This window comes from Rhizobium arsenicireducens, from assembly GCF_964021225.1.
In genome coordinates, this window is the sequence record NZ_CAXHYK020000001.1 from 3,138,692 (window position 1) to 3,158,758 (window position 20,067).

The following is a 20,067-nucleotide window of genomic DNA, read 5'->3' on the forward strand; positions in this document are numbered from 1 at the left end:
GATCAACTTCAGATTAGGTATGCCTAAAGTTGAGGAGCTGCTTTTGCAAGGGTGGAAAATGAGATTGCACCAAGGCCCCACAATGGCGTGCCCCTCACGGTTCCACAGCAAAGGGGCGCATCTCTGATCCGGATGAGGTCGCCTCCAGAAACAGCTTGGCGGTATCAAAAGCCTCGCGAATCGTGACGTCCATGTCGAGGTAGCGGTAGGTTCCGAGCCGTCCGACAAAAGTGACGCCGCTCTCCTTGCGCGCACGCTCCACATAGCGGGTCAGAAGCTCCTTTTCCTCCGTGAGGCGGATCGGGTAATAGGGAATATCGCCTTCTTCGCAGGACCGGGAAAATTCCCGGTAGCAAACGCTCTTCTCATGGCTTTCCCAGGGGGAGAAATGTTTGTGCTCAGTGATGCGCGTGTAGGGCACCGATAGGTCGCCATAGTTCATAACAGCGCAGCCCTGGAAATCCCCGTCGGAATAGAACTTCTCGAAGTCCAGCGTTCTGTAACCCAAGCGGCCCAGTTCATAGTCGAAATACCCGTCCAAGGGGCCTGAGTAGAAAACGTGGTCATAGCTGGAACTGTCGGATCGATTGAATTTCTGATTGAGCCTCACCTCAATTCGGTCATGCTCCAGAATTTTCTCCACCATTTTCGTGTAGCCGTTTTCCGGCATCCCCTGAAACCGATGAAAGAAATAGTTGTCATCATAATTGAAGCGTACCGGCAACCGCTTGAGGATGCTCGCCGGCAGATCATTGGGATCGCAGCCCCATTGCTTGACAGTGTAGCCCTTGAAAAAGGCCTCGTAGAGATCTCGCCCGACAAACTTCAGGGCCTGCTCTTCGAAAGTTCTGGGTTCGTCGATCGAGGCATCCGATAATGATGCGATGAAGGATCTGGCCTCGTCGGGCCTCAATGTCTTGCCGAAAAACTGATTGATCGTGTGGAGGTTGATCGGCAATAGGTAGACCTGTCCTCGGCTCGTGGTCTTGACCCGATTGACGTAGGGGAGGAACCGCTCGAACTGATTGACGTAGGTCCATACCTCCTCATCGTCCGTATGGAAGATATGCGGTCCGTAAACATGAACCAGGACACCTGTGTCCTGATCACGTTCAGTGAAGCAGTTGCCCGCAATGTGAGCGCGTTCATCAACGACAATGACCGAGTGCCCAGCTTCCGCAAGCTTTCGGCCAATCACAGCGCCGGATAGGCCTGCTCCTACCATTAGAATGCGCTTGCTCAATGAAAACTCTCCTAAAGACAATGTGACCCATCCGTAGTTTCGCCCTTTCTCATTTTCAACCGCGAATTTATCAATCCCTTTCCAATTGAACCGCAGCCCGCGCAATTCGATGCAACTGCGCCACATGCGCGCCCCACGGTCCGTTAGACATTGCTTTCTCGGTGCGGATTGAATACGACTCCCGCGCGAAAGTGTTACCCTTCCAGCTGGGGTAACGGCGAAAACGATGACCTCCCGATCGGCATCGCAACTCTAGAACAGCTTAGGAAAAACGACCATGACAGAGTCGCAGGAAATCAAGGTAATTGCGGAAATCGGCTGCAACCATATGGGCAGCATGGACACCGCCAAGGAACTGATTCGCGTTGCCGCGAAGGTTTGCGGCGCCCATGTCGCCAAGTTCCAGAAACGCCACAACCGCGAACTGCTCACGCCCGAGGAATATGACCGTCCGCATCCGGTCCCGGCGAATGCCTACGGCGACACCTATGGCGAACATCGCGAATTCCTGGAGTTCTCCGTTGGCCAGCACAAGGAGTTGCAGGAAGAATGCCGGCTGATGGGCATCGACTATTCGACCTCCGTCTGGGATGTGACCTCCGCACAGGAAATCGCTTCGCTGAAGCCGAACCTGATCAAGCTGCCTTCGGCGACAAACCAGCATTATGTCTTGCAGGATTATCTCTGCAAGAATTACGACGGCGAGATCCATGTCTCGACCGGCATGACGACCCATGAAGAAACCGACCGCCTGGTGAAGTTCTACGAGGACCGCGGCCGCGCCAAGGATGTGGTTCTCTATGCCTGCACCTCCGGCTATCCGGTCGCCTTCGAGGATATCTGCGTCCTTGAGATCAACCGTCTGCAGGAACGGTATGGCGATCGGGTGAAGTCGATCGGCTTTTCGGGTCACCATCTCGGCATCGCCGCCGACATTGCCGCCATGACCGCCGGCATCATCGGCCGCAACCTCTACGGCAAGGGCGACTTCGTCTACGTCGAGCGTCATTTCACGCTCGACCGCACCTGGAAGGGGACCGACCATGCCGCAAGCCTCGAGCCCGATGGCATGCGCCGCTTGTGCCGCGACCTCAAGAATGTCCGCAAGGCGATCACCTACAAGGAAAAGGAAATGCTCGACGTCGAGCTGGTTCAGCGCAACAAGCTGAAATGGCGCGAGGAAACCCACGGCGCGCAGATGCGGCAAGTCTCCTAAATGAGGGCTGTCGCAGTCATTCCTGCCCGGGGTGGTTCCGTCGGTCTCCCCGGGAAGAACATCAAGCCACTGAACGGCATACCTTTGCTGGGCCGGGCGGTTTCCGCCGCCCGCGATGCGGAGCTTGTCTCGGCGGTCTATGTCTCCTCCGATTCGGAGGAAATTTTGAAGGTCGGAGCCGATTTCGGTGCAGTCGGCATCCAGCGTCCCGCCGAAATTTCAGGGGCGACTGCCAGTTCCGAATCGGCCCTCCTGCATGCGTTTCGTCACATTGCCGAGACCGAAGGTGTCGAGCCCGACATCATCGTCTTCCTGCAATGCACCTCGCCGTTCACAACTGCCGCTCAGATCGACAGCCTGGTTTCCCGCCTGATCGAACAAGAGGCCGACAGCGCCTTCGCCGCGGTCGAGGACCACGGCTTCATCTGGCAGGTTGCCGAAGATGGCACTGCGCATGGCATAACCCACGACCACACGCTGCCACGCCAACGGCGCCAGGATATGACACCGCGTTATCGTGAGACGGGGGCAATCTACGCCATGCGCGTCCCGGCATTCCTGTCCCTCGGCAATCGGTTCTGCGGAAAGACTATTCTCGTACCCGTCGAAATGCCGCCGATCGAAATCGACACGGCGCAAGACTGGGAAATTGCAGAGGCCTACGCGCGGATCCTGGAACGCCCAGCAGGCCTTTCCCTGGACCGCGTCAAGATCCGGGCCCTTGTCACCGATTTCGACGGTGTGCACACGGACGATCGGGTGATCGTCCAGCAGGACGGCTCGGAAGCGGTACGGTGCAGCCGAAGTGACGGGATGGGAATCGAAATTCTGCGGGAGCGGGGATTGCATTTGCTCATTCTGTCGCGTGAACAGAATGCTGTCGTTCGCGCCCGGGCGGCCAAACTGAAGATGGATGTGCAGCATCATGTCAGGGACAAACTGCCAGCACTCGATTCCTGGCGTCGGGAGAGAGGGCTCGAGTGGAGCGAAGTCGCTTATATCGGCAATGATGTGAACGACGTCGACTGCATGAAGGCGTGTGAGTTGAGCTTTGCGCCTGCGGATGCACATCAAAGCGCCAGATCGGTCGCCTCCGTGGTTCTCGGCAGCGCCGGCGGTAATGGCGCTCTGCGAGAACTGTGCGACTATCTGGTCTCCAACGAATTGGTCGACTAGGATTTCCGATGCGCGTTCTCGCCCTTGCCAGTTATGATTCCTTCCTCAATACGGCGAGCCTGATCGCGCCCCATTTCGAACGGGAAGGATGCGAGTTCGAGTACGCCCTGGTCCGCGCGAGAGCTAATGCGCAGATCACCCCGGAGCAGGTTGCCGGGCTGGCGCTGGGTTCTCCCGTGCGCTGGATAACGATCGAAGACCTGTGCGGATCGGCAGAGGCGGCTCGTTATGACATCATACTGTCCTGCCTGGAGGGCCTTTCCACCCGACGCCTGGTGCACCATTTGGCGCCCTTGGGCGAAAAGCGTCCGCTGGTTATCTCGGTCTATCCAGGTCTTGTCCTGCGCTATCCCTTCGACGGCTATTCCATGCGCACGGCAAGCGATCTTGTCTGGATGAACTGCAAGTCGGACCTTCTTGCCTTTCAAAGTATGTGCAACGCTTTCGGAGTCGACGACCGTGGTGCGCGCATCTTTGGTATTGCGCCTTTACTTCAGCCTATCGAGCGGGATGCGGCGGCGGAGGACGGTCCCGTCGTGTTCTTCGAACAGGCAATCATTCCGCGCTATCACGACGAGCGCCTGTTCCTGGCCGAGCAGTTCGTCCTTTTGGCCAAGCGTCATCCGCAGATTGACTTCATCGTAAAGCCGCGGACCATGGGCAAGGACGCCACGCTTCACCGCACATGGCATGCGATTGAACCTTTGATGCATGAGGCTGCCGAACGGCAGGGAGGATGGCCGGCGAATCTCAGCCTCAGCTCCGAGAAGGCAAGCGCGCTTTTGGCCCGGGCATCGCACTGTCTCACCGTCAGCTCGACGGTCGCGACCGAAGCCATTCATGCCGGCGTACCAACCACTATCATCGGTGATTTTGGAGCCCATGACGAGTACGGACTGAGCTACTTCTTCGGATCGGGACTCATCCGCAATTTCTCCGATATAGTGATGCCGTCTGCTCTGGAGCCAAACCCCGACTGGCTGGCTCTCTATATGGCCAACCCCAAAGAGACGATTTCCGAACTCGTTCAGGAAGCGATCAGGATGGCTGCTGAACCGCGGCAATCGATGGCCGAACGGTCGCTACGGGCAGAAATATCTCCGGAATTGCGAGCCTACCTCACGGCGAGAAATGGTGCGACGGGCGTGCTGAGCCGATCCTACCAGTCGAAGCGTAGGGGTTGGCTCAGTCAATTGCTTTCAAAGATTGGCGTCAAGATATAGCCGAGTTTCCAGGGTATCAGTCTCTCAAGGCTCGAGGCCCTCAGAAATGGCCGCGCGGAAATCAATCTTTGTGGGAAGCGATACGATTGCAAGCAGAACTCGAGCAGCGAATAGCCCTGTTACGCGAGTGGCTGGAAGACCGGGCGCTGCCACTCTGGTGGAACGCAGGGGCGGCGAAGCCTGCGGCAGGCTTTCATGAAAGGCTGCAACAGGACGGTAAGCCCATGCACCTGGACAATCGGCGTGCACGGGTGCAGCCGCGCCAGGTCTACTGCTACGCCACAGCTGGGTTGAATGGATGGAACGGGCCTTGGCGCGAAGCAATCGACCACGGCCGGTCCTGGTTCGAGCATACCTATCGGCTGGAGAATGAGCTTTACGGAAATCTCGCCGACGCCAGGGGCAATCTGATCGATCCCGTGTTCGACCTCTACAATCAGGCCTTCGCCCTGTTTTCAGCCGCGGCGATAGCAACTGCCATTCCAGAGAGAGCGGCAAGCGAACATCGCTGCGCCCTAAGGATCCTGGACAGGCTGAAGAATGAATATGCGCACCCCCTGGCCGGCTTCGAGGAAGGGATGCCGGTTCGTGAGCCCCTGTGCTCCAACCCACACATGCATCTCTTCGAAGCTGCCCTTGCCTGGGAGAGCGTTCCGGGCAGTGATTTGCGATGGGCGTCCCTGGCGGACGAAATCGCGACCCTTGCGACCACACGTTTCATTGATGCTGACACTGGGGCGCTGCGGGAGTTCTTTGATCGCAACTGGAATCCGATGCCCGGAGAACAGGGGCGTATCGTTGAGCCAGGGCATCAGTTCGAATGGGCTTGGCTGCTCGCCCGTTGGGCCGAGTGCAGAAACAATCCCTTTGCTCTTGCGAAAGCAAAACGGCTTTTCGAAATCGGCGAGACTTACGGCATTTGTCGGGAACGCGGCGTAGCCGTCATGAGCCTGGACGACGACTTCACTGTTCGAGACGGTATGGCGCGATTGTGGCCGCAGAGCGAATGGCTGAAAGCCTCGCTGAGGCTTGCTCTCAATGCCGAGGGAGAAGAACGTGGACGATACCTGCAGTCCGCGCTTCGTGCCCATGATGCACTTAGCTTGTTCCTGACATCTCCGACGCCGGGTCTCTGGTACGACAAGTGGCCGCCGAAGAATGACATGATCGATGAACCCGCGCCCGCGAGTACGTTCTATCACATCGTCTGTTCGATATACGAAGCCGGCGAAGTGTTGAGACAGATGCGATGCGATTAGTCTAATGTAGCCGGTGCGCCTCCTGGCGCGTGAACCGAAGTTACGAGAAAATTCCAGTTGTCCTGGCTGTGCAAATTTCCCGAGCCAGCTTTGGCGATGATGGAACGTCCATTTCCGGCCGCATTTTCCAGACGCAGACAGTCCCCTTGGTAGACCGTATACCGCTGAAGCCAGCGCAAATTGGAACTGTTAGTTTCCGGGGGCACAGGCGAGCGGCTTCTCCCACTATTTCCAGAGAGCCCCTCACTCATTACGGCTGGAGGGGTGCCGATCAGCGGCGGTCGATGATCCGCGGATTGACGCCAGGGTACCATCCGCCAGAGGGATTGGGCGGCTCGAGGCTTTCGTAGACCGCGCCATTGCGGGTGCAGCGATAGACGTTGACGGGCACACCGTCGCCGAAGAAGCGCACGCCGTGGCGCTGTTTCACATAGCGGACCACCGTTTCGCATCGATAGCCGGGCCCGAACAGATCGTCGGACTGCGGCTTCACCCCGGGCAGATCATGAAAGGCCTCCGGTGTGGCGGTGGTCGGAGACTGGGCGAGTGCCCGAGCGGCGGGCACGGCGGCGAGACACGAGACGAAAAGCGCAAGCAGCATCCGGCGCAACGGGCGTTGCTGCGGCATTGCGCGGATCGTCCGCCCTATCATCAAAATTGCCTTCATCGCGCCCTGCCTTTCTCGCTTCACGCCAACCCCATATAGCGATCCTGGCCGCCGTGCCCAAGCGCTACCGCCGCACGGCACACGCGGCTTGGCTACCGGTACCGGCTCTCGACGCAGCCCTTGCTCAGGCGACCGGGCGGCGATAACCGGTCGGCATTTCGTAGAGCCAGCCGATGCGCTTTACCGCCGCCTCGAAATCCTCGAGCGCCACAGTCATGGTATGACCATTGGCATGCAGCAGTGTCCTGTCGTCGACCATGATGCCGGCATGGCCCTTCCAGAACACCAGGTCGCCGCGCCGCAGCTCGTCGCGAGAAATAGCCGCGCCAAGGTTTAAGGCCTGCATGTCGGAATCGCGCGGCGCTTTGCGTCCGGTCATTTGCAGCGCCAGCTGGACGAGGCCAGAACAGTCGATGCCGAAGCCGGACCGACCACCCCAGAGATAGGGCGTCTCGATGAAACGGACCGCGATCGCGACATAGTCGTCGGCGGCGTAAGCGCCGAGTGGCAGGCAATGATTGGCGACCACCGCGCGGCCGTCGGCCAGCAGAAGATAGCGGGTGCCGCGCGTCTCGGCCTCTCCGACGACGGTGAGGCGGCTGCCCATGGAGAGCGCTGCCGAGACCGGGAACCGCAGGTCGGGACCGGGATAGAGGAAGGTGCGCGGTACGATCACATGGTGGCTGGGCAAAGGGGTGCCCATGGCCAGTGCGGTTTCCGGCAGGTAGCCGACGTAGCCGTCGGATTGCGCCTGAACCCAGGCCCAGCCGGCGGCGCGATCGAACACGTTGACGTCCTCGCCCAACAAGAGTTCGGTGTCGATACCGGTAGTCGCTTCCGGTTTCGGGCGAAGGCCCGTGACCGGCACGGCGATCCGGCCAGGCTCACCGTGCGTGAACCGGGTGGCCGTCACCTGGCCTTCCAATGCCTTGTCGGCCAGGTCGTCGCGATAGGCGTTCAATCTGCGATCCAGTGCCATGAAACTCTTTCAGTAGCTCAGCTTGCGGCCCTGATCGATAATCAGGTCGCCGAATTTTTCCAGGAAGAGCGCACCGCCGACGGTGCGCTTGACGATGACACTGCGCCGGTCGCGCTCGTCGCGGACCCGGTCGACCAGTCCCATCTCGCCCATGGTGTCGAGCGCGCGGGTGATCACCGGCTTGGTGACGCCAAGCGTCGCGGCAAGGCCGCGCACGGTGTGCGGCGGGGGCACGAGATAGATCTGCAGGAGGATCGCCATCTGGCGCAGGCTCAGATCGCGCTTGTCCTCCTGCACCTGCCGCAGGGTCACCTTGTGCCACAGGCCAAGGGCCTCGCTGGCGGTCAGTTCAACACTCATGCACCGATCCGGAACGTCGTTGTCGCTTCTTCTTTTCCGGCAATCGGAGCGGCATTGCAAGCGCGGCGAGCCAGAAGCCCGCCGCAGGCCTTCGGCCTCTAGCGCAGATTGGTGCGCAGATAGCGGTACAGCGCGCGGATGCCCTGCGCCTCGCCGCCGACCGGCGAATGCGGGCGCTCGGAGGGCGACCAACCGAAGATGTCGAAATGCACCCATTTGGTCGATTTGCCGACGAAGCGCTTGAGAAACAGCGCCGCGGTGATCGAGCCGGCCATGCCGCCCGCGGGGGCATTGGTGAGATCGGCGATCTGCGCCCGGACATTCTTCTCGTAACCCTTGTAGAGCGGCATGCGCCACAGCGGGTCGTCGGTCTCCAGGCTGGCATCGATCAGGTGCTCGGCGAGATCCTCGTCGTCGGTGAAGAAGGGCGGAAGGTCGGGGCCGAGTGCCACACGGGCGGCGCCGGTGAGCGTGGCCATGTCGATCAGCAGATCCGGCTTGTCCTCGTCGGCATAGGCGAGCGCGTCGGCGAGGATCAGCCGGCCTTCGGCATCGGTATTGTCGATCTGGACGGTGAGGCCCTTGCGGCTGCGATAGATGTCGCCTGGCCTGAACGCATTTCCGGCTATGGAATTCTCGACGGCCGGCACGATCACCCGAAGATCGATCTTCAGCTTGGCGTCCATGATCATCAGGGCGAGGCCCATGACATTGGCCGCGCCGCCCATGTCCTTCTTCATCAGCAGCATGTTGGCCGAGCCCTTGATGTCGAGGCCGCCGGTGTCGAAGCACACGCCCTTGCCGACCAGGGTCACCTTGGGATGACCCTTCTTGCCCCAGCGCATCTCGAGCAGGCGGGGCGCCTGGGCGCTCGCCCTGCCGACGGTATGGACGAGCGGGAAATTGCGCTCGATGAGGCCGTCGCCGACCACCACGGAGACCTCGGCCTTGTAGTGCCCTGCCAACGCCCGGAAGGCCTTTTCGAGATCGGCCGGACCCATGTCGTTGGTCGGCGTGTTGATCAGGTCACGGGCGAGATAGACGCCGGCGAGCTGGCGCTTGATGTCGGCGGCATCGGCGTCCTGGGGAATCATCAGCGTCGGTTCGACCGGTTTTTCCGAACGGTAGCGGCCGAAGCGATAGGCGCCAAGGCCATAGCCGAGGAGCAGACGATTGGCGGTGAGCGGTGCCGTCTCGATGTGCCACTCGCCTGCCGGCAGGCTGCGGGCGAGCTTGCCGGTCAGGAACGGGTTCTCCGACGGATTGGTGCCCATGCCGAAGAGCACGCCTCCGAGATGGCCGTCGCCGGTCGGGATCAGCAGCAGGGAACCCGTCTCGGCCTTGAAACCGGCTTTGCGCGCCCAGTCGAGCGCGATCGGATCGATCGACCCGGTTTCGATATGGGCGGGGGTAACGGCGAACACTGGAAGCGTATGGCCACCCTTGGTGCTGAATGGGGTCGATCTTTCGATGTACTGATATGGGGGCATGGTCTGCCTTCTGGGGAGAATCAACTCGGTTGACACTATTAACACTCCGTTAGGGTTAACAGATTATTGCTTGAGTGGAGGTTGCGCCGTCTTCGTCCTGCGGGACTTCAAGCGGCACCGGCAAACCGATCCAGGAACAGGCAACATGGCTCTTCGGCAGACTTCGACATGTCATCGCATCGGCTATTTAGGCAGCATCTGCGTGCTGATCGCGGCCGCGGCACTCGGCGGCTGCTCGACGACCAAGAAGCCGTTGACCACCGGGTCGATCCCAAAGCTCTCAAAGCCTGTCGAAACGATGACCGCGCCGGAACTTGCCCGGGCGGCCGACACCGTCGGCACCAGCTATGAGCGCAATCCAAAGGACCGCAACGCCGGCCTTGCCTATGCCAATATCCTGATGATGACCGGACGCAATAGTCAGGCGCTGGCGGTGATGCAGCAGGTGGCGATCGCTCACCCCACCGACCGCGACGTGCTTTCCGCCTTCGGCAAGGCGCAGGCGGCGGCCGGGCAGTTGGACCAGGCGCTCGCGACGATCGGCAGGGCGCAGACCCCCGACCGCCCCGACTGGCGTCTCTATTCGGCGGAAGGCGCCGTGCTCGACCAGCTCGGCCGCTCCGCGGAAGCCCGCGCCCGCTATCGCATGGCCCTCGACCTCAAGCCGAACGACCCGACAATTCTGTCCAATCTCGGCATGTCCTACGTGCTGGGCGGAGATCTCAGAACCGCCGAGACTTACCTGAAATCGGCCTCTCAGCAGCCCGGCGCCGACAGCCGCGTACGGCAAAACCTGGCACTCGTTATCGGTCTGCAGGGGCGCTTCCCTGAGGCCGAACAGATCGCCCGCCAGGAACTCGACCCGCAGCAGGCGGACGCGAACGTCGCCTATCTGCGCTCGATGATGAGCCAGCAGAATTCCTGGAAGGAACTGGCGGCCAAGGACACGAAGAGCGACAAGAAGACCAATTGAGGTCCCGCATGGAGCCCCATCGCAGGTTTTCCGTCAGAGCGGCCGCATTCTCATGGCGTCGAGGATAAGCCTCAGACCGAGCCCGACCAGCACCGCGCCGGCGACACGGTCGACGATGTGCTTGACCCGGCCATAGGCCGCGCGCGGCCGGTCGGCGGAGAAGACGAGCGCTACCGCCACATACCAGCCCGCCTCGACCAAGAAGACACCGAGCGGCAGTACGGTGAACAGCCATCGCTCCGGGGGTGCCGGCAGGAAGGCGGCGAAGATGCTGCCATAGACCAGAGCGGTCTTCGGATTGCTGAGCTGGGTGGCGAGACCGACGGCAAAGCTCTTCCATGCGGGGGCGCCCTGATCCACGCCCCCGGCTTGCTCCAGCGGCAAGGGCAGACTCGCGCCGCGCCAGATGCGCACCCCCAGATAGGCAAGATAGGCGCCGCCGAACAGCTTGAACAGCAGATAGGCCCACTCGACCCGTACCAGAAGGGCGTGCAGGCCGGCCAGCGCCAGCAGGGCGAAAATCGCACCGCCGATCCCCATGCCGAGCGCGGCGGCAAGACCCGCCTTGCGCGATCGGATGATCGCCGTGTGGGAAACGAGCACAAAGCTCGGACCGGGGCTCATGGCGCCGATCAGGACCGTCCCGACGATGCTCAACAGGATTGCGATGGAAGACATGCGGATCTCCGGCTGCCAAGCCCAACGCGGCGCCAATCACAGTCTGTTAGCCGACGAATTCGCCGGCTGCAATCGGACAGGTCAGAGAGAGGCTAGAAGCGGTCGGCAACCTGGATGCCGGCCGGGCCGAGGATCACAGCGACGAGAACGGGCAGGAAAAACAGAATCATCGGCACGGTCAGCTTTGGCGGCAGGGCGGCCGCCTTTTTCTCCGCCTCGTTCATCCGTTCGTCACGGCCCTCTTGGGCAAGCACGCGCAGGGCCTGGGCAATCGGTGTGCCGTAGCGTTCGGCCTGGATCAGCGCCTGGGTGACGTTCTTCACACCATCGAGCTGGGTGCGGTTGCCGAGGTTTTCGAGCGCAGTCCGGCGGTCCTGGAGGAAGGAGAGCTCGGCCGTGGTCAGCACCATTTCCTCTGCCAGTTCGCTCGACTGGGTGGCGATCTCTTCCGCGACGCGGCGCATGGCGGCCTCGATCGAAATGCCCGATTCGACGCAGATCAGCATGAGGTCGAGCGCATCCGGCCAGGCGCGGCGGATCGAATGCTGGCGCTTGTTCATGCGGTTCTTGACATAGATATTCGGCAGGTAGAACCCGACATAGCCGCCGACGATGGTGACAAGCAGCCGCATGGGAAGCGCCTTGTCGGCCATGTTGCCGAGGCCGAAAATCCACACCGCGGTCAGCGTTACCGTCAGGAAGGGCAACAAGAAGCGTGCGACGAGGAAGATGTTGAGCGCGTTCTGCGAACGGAAACCGGCCGCCTTGAGCTTGTCCATCGTCGCGTCGTCGACCAGCGCCTTGCGCAGGTTGAATTTCTCGACGATCTGACGGACCGACTGGTTGCTCCCGGCGCGCAGGCTCGCCTTGCCATGACTGCTCTCGGCATTCATGCGGGCCCGTTCCCGGGCGCGAATGAAATCGCGCTCGGTCGAAACGGCCTTCATCCGCTTGTTGAGGTCGCCGCGTTCCAGATAGGGGATGGCGAGGGTGTAGAGCGTCGCGAAAACCGCGATGGCAACGAGGACAGCGACCACCATTGCCGGGTCTGTCAGTCTTGCGGCGAGCTGCTCCATGACCGGTCCCCTCCCTAGATGTCGAATTGGATCATGTTGCGCATGACGAGAATGCCGATCGACATCCAGACTGCGGAAGCACCGAGAATGAGATGCCCGCGCGGATCGGTGAACAGCACCATGATGTAATGCGGCGACGTCAGGTAGACGAGCAGCGCCACGATGAACGGAAGGGCGCCGATGATGGCGGCCGACGCCTTGGCCTCCATCGACAAGGCCTGGACCTTGGCGCGCATCTTCTTGCGATCTCGCAGCACCCGCGACAGGTTTGACAGCGATTCCGACAGGTTGCCGCCGGCCTGAGCCTGAATGGTGATGACGATGGCGAAGAAGTTGACCTCCGACAAAGGCATGGTCAGCATCATGCGCGTGCAGGCTTCGGGAACGCTCAGACCCACTTGCTGGGATTCCACGACGCGCCGGAATTCAGTCTTGACCGGCTCCTGTCCGTCGGCCGCGATCAGCCTGAGCGCATCATTGAGCGGCAGACCCGAGCGGATCGAACGGACCATGACATCGAGCGCATTGGGGAATTCGTTCAGAAACTTCTTCTGCCGCCGCCCGATGAGGAATCCGAGAATCCAACGGGGCAATCCGAGACCGCCGACGAAGGCCATGCCGAGGGTCACGAACAGAGGCAATCCACCGAGAAAGGCTACGATGAGCACGACGAGACCGAGCACGAAACTGGCGATGTAGTAATGACTGGTGGTGAAAGACAGTCCAGCCTGGACCAGCCTCTGCTTCAGGCTGGTACTGGCGATCTTCTTCGTCTTCTCTTCCTGCTTACGCTCCAGGTCTTTGAGCGAATCCTGAACCGATTTGCGCCGCTTGGAGATCTCCTGCACCCGGTCTCGTGCCGCCTTGACCTTCAGGGTGTCGGTTTCCGCAGCCTTGACCCGGTTTATTCGGCTCGTCGTCTTCTTGTCGACCTCGATCCGGGAATAGAGGATCCCATAGGCCATGCCGGCCGTCGCGATAGCCGCAAGGCCGATGATGGCGAGCACCATGGGATCGAAACCGAACATCGCGCTTAGATCTCCTTGCTTTTCTGTTCCATGGCGTCGAGTGCGGCAGCGAGACGTCGTTCCTCGTTGTAGTATCGGGCACGCTCCCAGAAATGCGGCTTGCCGATGCCGGTCGAGACATGGCGGCCGATGATCTTGCCTGCGAGGTCCTCGCCCTCCATCTCGTAGCGCATCAGGTCCTGGGTGACGATCACGTCACCTTCCATGCCGATCACCTCGGTGATTTGGGTAATGCGGCGCGAGCCGTCGCGCAGGCGGGCTGCCTGGATGATGACATCGATCGAGCTGGAGATGATCTCGCGCACCGTCTTGGAGGGTAGGCTGAAACCGCCCATAGCGATCATCGATTCCATACGGGATAGGCATTCGCGCGGCGTATTGGCGTGGATCGTGCCCATCGAGCCGTCGTGACCCGTGTTCATCGCCTGCAACAGGTCGAAAACCTCCGGTCCGCGCACTTCGCCGACGATGATGCGTTCGGGGCGCATACGCAGGCAGTTCTTGACGAGATCGCGCATGGTGATCTCGCCTTCACCCTCGATATTCGGCGGGCGGGTTTCGAGGCGCACGACATGCGGCTGCTGCAGCTGCAGTTCGGCGGTATCCTCACAGGTGATGACGCGCTCTTCCTTGTCGATATAACCGGTGAGGCAGTTCAGCAGCGTCGTCTTGCCCGAGCCGGTGCCGCCGGAAATGACCACGTTGCAGCGGACACGTCCGATGATCTGAAGGATCTGGGCACCCTCCGGGGTGATCGCCCCGAACTTGACCAGCTGGTCGAGGTTGAGCTTGTCCTTCTTGAACTTGCGGATGGTGAGCGCCGGGCCATCAATGGCGAGCGGCGGTGCGATGACGTTGACACGGCTGCCGTCGGGAAGACGGGCGTCGCAGATCGGCGAGCTCTCGTCCACACGGCGGCCAACCTGGCTGACGATGCGCTGGCAGATCGACAGGAGCTGGGAATTATCGCGGAAGCGGATTTCCGACTCGATCGTTTTGCCGTTGACTTCGATGAAGGTCTGGCCGGCGCCATTGACCATGATGTCGGCGATGTCGTCGCGGGCAAGCAGCGGCTCGAGAGGGCCGTAGCCGAGCACGTCGTTGCAGATGTCCTCGAGCAGTTCCTCCTGCTCTGATATCGACATCGCGAAGTTCTTGATCGTGATGATGTCGTTGACGATATCGCGGATCTCCTCGCGCGCGCTTTCGCCGTCGAGTTTGGCGAGCTGCGAGAGGTCGATCGTGTCGATCAGCGCCGAGAAGACCTGGCTCTTCGTGTCGTAATAGTCCTGTGTACGGGGCGGGCGCTTGCGCGCCGGGCTCGCGGCAGGCGCCTGGAGCGGCGGCGGCGCCATCTGCTGGCGCACTGCGGGCTCTTCGCCGACCGGATCGGTTGCCGGCGCACGCGGCGGCGCGGCGGCAGCCGTCGGCGAAACCGGCGTCACCGTCCCGGCCGACGATCCGCCCTTGCCAAATCCCTCGCTTCCGCGTCTGCCAAACATCACTGACTACCTGTTCCTGTCGAAGACACTATTTCCGTCCGAGCAGCCCGAGTACCTTGCCGAGACCGCCCTTCTTCGGCTTCTTCACCGTGGCCCGTCCTGTCACCAGATGGGCGATCTGGGCGAAGATCTCCGCCGTCGGCGACTTAGCGTCGATTTCGGAGATCATCCGTCCGCTGTTGGCGGCATTGCCGAACAATCCCGCGTCGAAGGGAATGATGGCGACCGGCTCGATTTCCAGGGGCTCGAAGAAGTCCTGCGGCGCGATCTCCGGCCGCTTCGGCATGCCGACCTGGTTGAGTATCAGATGCGGCGCCTTGTCGTTCGGCCTGAGCTTTTTCAAGGCGTCAAGCATGTTCTTGGCGTTGCGCAGGTTGGCGAGATCGGGGACGCAGGCAATGACCACTTCGTCGGCCTCCGAGAGCACCGCACGGGTCCAGTCGGACCAGGCATGCGGCACATCGAGCACGGTGACCGGGGCAGAGCGCTGCAAGAGCTCGAGCAGCGGATGGAAGGCGCCACGATCGAAATCATAGGGGCGATCGAGCAGGGACGGTGCTGCCAGAAGCGAAAGGTTCTGCGAGCAGGTCGTCAGCAGGCGATCGAGGAAGACCTCGTCCAGGCGCTCCGGCGAGAACACGGCTTCGGCAATCCCCTGGGCCGGATCCTGGTCGAAATCGATATTGGCGGTGCCATAGGCGAGGTCGAGATCGGCGAGAATGGTCTCGGTCGAGAACAGGCTGGAAATGCCAAACGCGCAATTGTGGGCGATGGTCGAGGAGCCGACACCGCCCTTGGCGCCGATGAAGGCGATCGTTCGGCCAAGCGGTTCGGCTTCCGGATCGACGAAAATCGCCGAGACGGCAGCCATGACTTCGGACATGCTGACCGGCGAGACGATGTATTCCGAAATGCCGTTGCGGACGAGCTCGCGATAGAGCGCAATATCGTTGTGCCGCCCGATGAGGATGACGCGCGAACTCGGATCGCAGACCTCGGCCAGCGGCGCGAGTTCCTGCAGCAGGGTCTGCGGGGTCGCCTCGGTCTCGAGGATGATCAGATTGGGCGTGGGGGTCGAGGCGAACATGGCAGCGGCGGCGGCGATATTGCCGCTGGTGATCCGCATGCTGACCTTTGCCATGCGCCGATCCTGGGCGCATTGCTCCATCACCCGCTGCACGCCCTGCGAGACGCAGAAGGCATGCACCGAGATCCGCGGCAAGGGCCGCAGGCTTTCCAGATCACCGGTCCCGACCCTTCCCTCAGGAAGGATGTCGTCTTCGGACGTCGTCTCGAATTCGTAGTCGATCGCACTCATGCTTTCATCCTGCCTTCGAATGGCTCCAGCCATCCTATCTCGTCGAGGTATCCTTGCCTTCACGATAGAGACCGATCACGGTCGAGCGTCTCGTGGCATCGATCGGTGCCTGGGCGCGCGGCGTGACAAGGTCCATCGGATTGGCGATTTGCGCCGCCAGGTTGGCCTGGCTCACACAGCCGAAATTATGCCAATTCTTGTTGGAGAACGTGTTGTCCTGCAGGTCCTCCGGCCACTGGCCGCACTGGTTGGTCACCGCGGTGATCGCCACATAGCTCAAGCGTACCGGAGCCGCGTCGCCGGTCGCGCCAGCCTGATAGCTCGTTTCGATGATGCGCGGTCCAGGCACGCCACGCGAGATCAGCACCTGGCGGATCTGCTTGCGCATTTGCGCGGCAGCACCCGCGTTCGGTGAGCCCTGCGGCAAGAGGATCTGGATCGTGCCGGACGAACTCGACAGATAGTCGGAGGCAAAGCCGCCGACCGCATCCGACATGCCGATGGTCATCTGGCGGTCGCCGGAGGCGATCGGGATGTCCAGCGTGTGCTCGACCTCGGTCAGCGTGATCGGATGGCGGGTGCGATAATCGTCCGGGATCGAGCCCGTCGTCAGATCATCGCGGTTCGTACCGCATCCAGAAAGGATCGCCACAGCGCCGAGTATGGTGGCGGCGAGCGCGGTCCGGGCAAAGCGAGGCGCGGCGAAGGTCGTTGTCTTGATGGGCATGGTGGTGCGGCTTTCGCTGTTGCCGGGCGAGGTCTCATGCTTCTTCATCTCGGCCTCCCCCCTCACTTGTAAATGAACCCGACGTTGCCGTGGTAGCGGCCGGCGGCATCCGCCTCGCGTCGGCCGTAGACCTTGTTGACCTTGTTGAGGAAGAAGGTCGCGGCGTCGTTTTCGGGATTGAAGTTGTCATCGGGCCGCTGCAGCTGGTTGCGCGCCACCGGCCGCACCAGATAGGGCGTCGCAATGATGACCAGTTCGGTCTCGTTGCGCTGGAAGTCCTTGCTGCGGAATAGCGTACCGAGGATCGGCACCTTGGCGAGACCGGGAACGCCCGACGTTGCCTGGCGGATGTTGTCCTGGACCAAGCCGGCGATGACGATCGACCCGCCTGACGGCAGCTCGACGGTGGTCGAGGCCTCGCGCTTGCGGATCGACATGTAGGTCGAGCCCGGAATGCCGTTCGCCGTATTCCCGGTCACGGCCGAGCCTTCCCAGGTCGGCTCGGAGACATTGGTCTCGATCTTCAGGCTGATGCGGCCCGGCGCCAGCACGACGGGGCGGAAATTGAGTTCGATGCCATAGTCCACGGTCTGGGTGGTACGGGTGACGGAGGGCCTGCCGGTCGCGTCGTCGAAATCGATCTCCTGTTCCGCCGCCAGGCGGAACTCGCCACCGACGTAGAACTTCGCATGTTCGCCTGAAATGGCGGTCAGGCTTGGCTCGGCCAGGGTGCGCATCACGCCCGCCTGCTCCATGGCGTTGATATAGCTGCCGATCGTGTAGCGACCGATGGAAGCGACCGCGGTGGGCAGGTTCCCGCCAATGGCATTGGTAACTCCGACGGCATTGCCGAGATTGGCCGGATTCTGGAAGGTGATGCCGCTCGAACCGTCCGACACGCGGCCGTTGAAGCCGAGCTGCTTGAGCACCTGGCGGCTCACTTCCGCCACGGTGACCTTCAGCGTCACCTGATCTTCGCCCTCGATGGTCAAGAGGTTGACGATCGAGGAAACCTGACGCTCTTCCGCGAAGATCGCCACATCGCCGCCATTGTCGCCGCCGGAGGCCGTTTCGTTACGCGTGGTCGCCTCGCCGCCCTTGAGGAAGGCGCTGGCCAGGCTCTGTGCACGGGCGGCATCCTGGGGCGTGCGAACCGTGCCGGTCAGAACGATATTGTCAGAGACGATCTCGACGGTGATGTCGGATTCGGGGATGAAGCGGCGCAGGTTGGCCTCGAGGCCAGCGATGTCGCGCTCGATCTCGATGTCGAGGCTGACGATTTCCTCGCCGTTCTGGCCGAAGATGAAGATATTGGTCTGCCCGACGGCCTTGCCGAACAGGTAGATGCGGCGCGAGGTGCGGGTGACGGCATCGGCCATTTCCGGATCGGCGACGAGAATGTCATGGGCATCCCGCGGCAGATCGACGACCAGCGCCTTGTTGAGGCCAAGCTTGACGGTGCGGCGCGTTCCGGGACCGGCGTCGGAGATGCGCAATATGCTCTGGCTCGCTGCCGCCGCGACCGGAATGGCGAAAAACTGGGGGGCATGATCGCCCGGCATGCCGGAACAGGCCAGGCAAAATGCCAGGCCCGCGGTGAGCGAGGAGCGGAATTTCCGTTTCAAGCTGTTCATGACATCCCCACTCATTGCGACTTCGCATCGGTGGTCGACTTGACCACCTCCCCCGACTTGATGACCTGGATCGATGGCCGGCCCGATCCTCCGCTCAGCAGATAGTCGGCTGCCGACGTGTCTTCTTCCTGCGCATCGGCGACCGAGCGCAGCGCAAGCGACAGGCGCTCGGCCATCTGCTGGGCGACCGTGATGACCTTGGTCTGGTCCGGCGTGAGCTCAAGCGTTGCGGTGGTGCCGATGACAGACTTCTCTCCATCCGGCGTTTCCTGGATCTGCTGGTCGATCGCCAGCACGCGGACATTCGAAAGCACAGTCTCGGTGAGATAGTTGTCCTCCGTGCCACGGCGCACCATGATCACGTCGACACGATCGTTCGGCAGGATGAAACCGCCGGCGCCGGTAGCGACCGAAATCTCGGTTGCAACGGCGCGCTTGCCGGAGGGCAGCAAAGACGACATGACACGGCCGGACGAGTCGGCGATCTTTTCGCGCCGTACCGGCTCGCCCTCGAACATCGGCAGGCGAACGACGACGCCGGTCAGCTCGGTCATCGCCTGTGGGCGGATGCTTTCCGTGATGAACCCATCGATGAGACTGCCTTCAGGCCAGGCCATCCAGCGCATCGACTTGTCATCGAGCCGCGAGCCGACGGGCAAGTTGGCGGCGGATACCAGGACGTTGACCGTCGGTTCCTTCCTCACCAAGGCTTCGGCCTGCTGCACGACGGCATTGGATCCGCTGAGCCGCATGGCCAGCAGCCCGGCCATGCCGGCGGCGACGATAGCCACTGCGAGAATGATGATGCGCGCGGGTTTCATGATCGTTCCTTGAGGGACACAAAGGTCTGTGCCTCGCAGAATGATCAGCAATTGGTGTAATTATGGTTAATGAGCCTCTTACGATCTTGGTTAACGATCGCTTTCTTTTATCTGCCCGTCGCAACCTCAGCCGATGTTGTCGAGCGCCCACAGCACCAGAGGCGAGTGGGGATATGTCATCAGACCGGCAAGGCCGATGGCGATGGCATAGGGCACCTTCTTGGCGCTGAGCAGCGAATGGGGAATGGGCAGGCCCATGGCGATCACCGTATTCGATCGCGCGCGCAGAAGCAGGATGGCGATGGTCAGGATGCCACCCAGGTAGGCGACGTGAATGAGGAAGGACAGGAGTTCGGGGGTGAAACCGTACCAGACGGCCGCCGCGGTCAGCAGCTTGGCATCGCCGCCGCCCATGACATTGAAGGCGAAAAGCGTGAAGCCGACCGAAAAGACGATCAGGCCTGCCACGAGGTGCATGCCGAAGCCGGTCCAGCTGAGCCCGACGAAGGGGGCCACGACGAAAAAGGCCGCCAGCAGGACCGCGGGGATCCGGTTGGGGATCGTCATCTCGAACAGGTCGGTCAGAGCCGCCAGGACGAGGCTTATCGGGAATATGACGAAGATTGCAGCTTCAAGCATGGCAATATTCCACACCGATAGAGATTAATTTTCCGGCAATTCCTGCTCACCGGAGTCG

General features: G+C 61.5%; 19 protein-coding genes. 5 read left to right on the forward strand and 14 right to left on the reverse strand.

Going from position 1 to position 20,067, the window contains the following annotated elements:
• Positions 1-94: 94 nt before the first annotated feature.
• Positions 95-1,225, reverse strand: coding sequence for a UDP-galactopyranose mutase (gene glf, locus ACWPVA_RS15560; RefSeq protein ID WP_454289609.1), 1,131 nt, complete (start codon positions 1,223-1,225; stop codon positions 95-97).
• A gap of 295 nt (positions 1,226-1,520) precedes the next feature.
• On the opposite strand from glf, the gene ACWPVA_RS15565 reads away from it, so the two are divergent.
• The 4 genes from ACWPVA_RS15565 to ACWPVA_RS15580 all read left to right on the forward strand — a co-directional run bounded on the left by ACWPVA_RS15565 (position 1,521) and on the right by ACWPVA_RS15580 (position 6,117).
• Positions 1,521-2,459, forward strand: coding sequence for an N-acetylneuraminate synthase family protein (locus ACWPVA_RS15565; RefSeq protein ID WP_454288545.1), 939 nt, complete (start codon positions 1,521-1,523; stop codon positions 2,457-2,459).
• Positions 2,460-3,635: a cytidylyltransferase domain-containing protein gene (locus ACWPVA_RS15570; protein ID WP_454288546.1), complete on the forward strand. Its 1,176-nt coding sequence runs from the start codon at positions 2,460-2,462 to the stop codon at positions 3,633-3,635.
• An 8-nt stretch (positions 3,636-3,643) separates the two neighbouring features.
• The gene (locus tag ACWPVA_RS15575; protein WP_454288547.1) at positions 3,644-4,858 is read left to right on the forward strand and encodes a DUF6716 putative glycosyltransferase; all 1,215 of its coding nucleotides are present in this window, start codon (positions 3,644-3,646) and stop codon (positions 4,856-4,858) included.
• Positions 4,859-4,938: 80 nt separating this feature from the next.
• Positions 4,939-6,117: an AGE family epimerase/isomerase gene (locus tag ACWPVA_RS15580; RefSeq protein ID WP_454289610.1), complete on the forward strand. Its 1,179-nt coding sequence runs from the start codon at positions 4,939-4,941 to the stop codon at positions 6,115-6,117.
• Positions 6,118-6,388: 271 nt separating this feature from the next.
• Here the strand turns inward: ACWPVA_RS15580 and ACWPVA_RS15585 are convergent, their stop codons facing one another.
• The 4 genes from ACWPVA_RS15585 to ACWPVA_RS15600 all read right to left on the reverse strand — a co-directional run bounded on the left by ACWPVA_RS15585 (position 6,389) and on the right by ACWPVA_RS15600 (position 9,613).
• On the reverse strand, positions 6,389-6,784 hold the full coding sequence (locus ACWPVA_RS15585) for a hypothetical protein (RefSeq protein WP_454288548.1): 396 nt from the start codon (positions 6,782-6,784) through the stop codon (positions 6,389-6,391).
• A 124-nt stretch (positions 6,785-6,908) separates the two neighbouring features.
• Positions 6,909-7,763 (reverse strand): C40 family peptidase, encoded by an 855-nt coding sequence (locus ACWPVA_RS15590; RefSeq protein ID WP_454288549.1) that lies wholly within the window; start codon positions 7,761-7,763, stop codon positions 6,909-6,911.
• Between the two features lie 9 nt (positions 7,764-7,772).
• Positions 7,773-8,123, reverse strand: coding sequence for a MarR family transcriptional regulator (locus ACWPVA_RS15595; RefSeq protein WP_454288550.1), 351 nt, complete (start codon positions 8,121-8,123; stop codon positions 7,773-7,775).
• A 98-nt stretch (positions 8,124-8,221) separates the two neighbouring features.
• Entirely contained in the window at positions 8,222-9,613 is a 1,392-nt protein-coding gene (locus ACWPVA_RS15600; RefSeq protein ID WP_454288551.1) for a leucyl aminopeptidase family protein, read from the reverse strand.
• A gap of 145 nt (positions 9,614-9,758) precedes the next feature.
• Between ACWPVA_RS15600 and ACWPVA_RS15605 the strand changes: the two genes are divergently transcribed.
• Complete coding sequence (locus ACWPVA_RS15605; protein WP_454288552.1) at positions 9,759-10,586, forward strand: tetratricopeptide repeat protein; 828 nt, start codon at positions 9,759-9,761, stop codon at positions 10,584-10,586.
• Positions 10,587-10,619: 33 nt separating this feature from the next.
• Here the strand turns inward: ACWPVA_RS15605 and ACWPVA_RS15610 are convergent, their stop codons facing one another.
• The 9 genes from ACWPVA_RS15610 to ACWPVA_RS15650 all read right to left on the reverse strand — a co-directional run bounded on the left by ACWPVA_RS15610 (position 10,620) and on the right by ACWPVA_RS15650 (position 20,009).
• Positions 10,620-11,264, reverse strand: a complete 645-nt coding sequence (locus ACWPVA_RS15610; protein ID WP_454288553.1) for a LysE family translocator — start codon at positions 11,262-11,264, stop codon at positions 10,620-10,622.
• Between the two features lie 92 nt (positions 11,265-11,356).
• Complete coding sequence (locus ACWPVA_RS15615; RefSeq protein WP_454288554.1) at positions 11,357-12,340, reverse strand: type II secretion system F family protein; 984 nt, start codon at positions 12,338-12,340, stop codon at positions 11,357-11,359.
• 14 nt (positions 12,341-12,354) lie between these two features.
• A complete protein-coding gene (locus ACWPVA_RS15620) occupies positions 12,355-13,368 on the reverse strand; it encodes a type II secretion system F family protein (protein WP_454288555.1) in 1,014 nt (337 codons plus the stop codon).
• Positions 13,369-13,373: 5 nt separating this feature from the next.
• Entirely contained in the window at positions 13,374-14,870 is a 1,497-nt protein-coding gene (locus ACWPVA_RS15625) for a CpaF family protein (protein ID WP_454288556.1), read from the reverse strand.
• Positions 14,871-14,898: 28 nt separating this feature from the next.
• Positions 14,899-16,188: a CtpF protein gene (locus ACWPVA_RS15630; protein ID WP_454288557.1), complete on the reverse strand. Its 1,290-nt coding sequence runs from the start codon at positions 16,186-16,188 to the stop codon at positions 14,899-14,901.
• A gap of 34 nt (positions 16,189-16,222) precedes the next feature.
• Complete coding sequence (locus ACWPVA_RS15635; RefSeq protein WP_454289611.1) at positions 16,223-16,915, reverse strand: CpaD family pilus assembly protein; 693 nt, start codon at positions 16,913-16,915, stop codon at positions 16,223-16,225.
• Positions 16,916-16,977: 62 nt separating this feature from the next.
• A complete protein-coding gene (locus ACWPVA_RS15640) occupies positions 16,978-18,549 on the reverse strand; it encodes a type II and III secretion system protein family protein (protein ID WP_454288558.1) in 1,572 nt (523 codons plus the stop codon).
• Between the two features lie 11 nt (positions 18,550-18,560).
• Positions 18,561-19,370 (reverse strand): Flp pilus assembly protein CpaB, encoded by an 810-nt coding sequence (cpaB, locus tag ACWPVA_RS15645; protein ID WP_454288559.1) that lies wholly within the window; start codon positions 19,368-19,370, stop codon positions 18,561-18,563.
• A gap of 126 nt (positions 19,371-19,496) precedes the next feature.
• Positions 19,497-20,009, reverse strand: coding sequence for an A24 family peptidase (locus tag ACWPVA_RS15650; protein WP_454288560.1), 513 nt, complete (start codon positions 20,007-20,009; stop codon positions 19,497-19,499).
• Positions 20,010-20,067: the final 58 nt, after the last annotated feature.

Bases quoted from the DNA above. Each gene is read 5' to 3' on its own strand.
- ACWPVA_RS15605 (WP_454288552.1), top strand. From the start codon at position 9,759: ATGGCTCTTCGGCAGACTTCGACATGTCATCGCATCGGCTATTTAGGC.
- ACWPVA_RS15650 (WP_454288560.1), bottom strand. From the start codon at position 20,009: ATGCTTGAAGCTGCAATCTTCGTCATATTCCCGATAAGCCTCGTCCTG.
- cpaB (WP_454288559.1), bottom strand. From the start codon at position 19,370: ATGAAACCCGCGCGCATCATCATTCTCGCAGTGGCTATCGTCGCCGCC.
- ACWPVA_RS15635 (WP_454289611.1), bottom strand. From the start codon at position 16,915: ATGCCCATCAAGACAACGACCTTCGCCGCGCCTCGCTTTGCCCGGACC.
- ACWPVA_RS15610 (WP_454288553.1), bottom strand. From the start codon at position 11,264: ATGTCTTCCATCGCAATCCTGTTGAGCATCGTCGGGACGGTCCTGATC.
- ACWPVA_RS15600 (WP_454288551.1), bottom strand. From the start codon at position 9,613: ATGCCCCCATATCAGTACATCGAAAGATCGACCCCATTCAGCACCAAG.
- ACWPVA_RS15585 (WP_454288548.1), bottom strand. From the start codon at position 6,784: ATGAAGGCAATTTTGATGATAGGGCGGACGATCCGCGCAATGCCGCAG.
- ACWPVA_RS15630 (WP_454288557.1), bottom strand. From the start codon at position 16,188: ATGAGTGCGATCGACTACGAATTCGAGACGACGTCCGAAGACGACATC.
- ACWPVA_RS15590 (WP_454288549.1), bottom strand. From the start codon at position 7,763: ATGGCACTGGATCGCAGATTGAACGCCTATCGCGACGACCTGGCCGAC.
- glf (WP_454289609.1), bottom strand. From the start codon at position 1,225: ATGGTAGGAGCAGGCCTATCCGGCGCTGTGATTGGCCGAAAGCTTGCG.
- ACWPVA_RS15575 (WP_454288547.1), top strand. From the start codon at position 3,644: ATGCGCGTTCTCGCCCTTGCCAGTTATGATTCCTTCCTCAATACGGCG.
- ACWPVA_RS15565 (WP_454288545.1), top strand. From the start codon at position 1,521: ATGACAGAGTCGCAGGAAATCAAGGTAATTGCGGAAATCGGCTGCAAC.
- ACWPVA_RS15640 (WP_454288558.1), bottom strand. From the start codon at position 18,549: ATGAACAGCTTGAAACGGAAATTCCGCTCCTCGCTCACCGCGGGCCTG.
- ACWPVA_RS15615 (WP_454288554.1), bottom strand. From the start codon at position 12,340: ATGGAGCAGCTCGCCGCAAGACTGACAGACCCGGCAATGGTGGTCGCT.
- ACWPVA_RS15620 (WP_454288555.1), bottom strand. From the start codon at position 13,368: ATGTTCGGTTTCGATCCCATGGTGCTCGCCATCATCGGCCTTGCGGCT.
- ACWPVA_RS15595 (WP_454288550.1), bottom strand. From the start codon at position 8,123: ATGAGTGTTGAACTGACCGCCAGCGAGGCCCTTGGCCTGTGGCACAAG.
- ACWPVA_RS15570 (WP_454288546.1), top strand. From the start codon at position 2,460: ATGAGGGCTGTCGCAGTCATTCCTGCCCGGGGTGGTTCCGTCGGTCTC.
- ACWPVA_RS15625 (WP_454288556.1), bottom strand. From the start codon at position 14,870: ATGTTTGGCAGACGCGGAAGCGAGGGATTTGGCAAGGGCGGATCGTCG.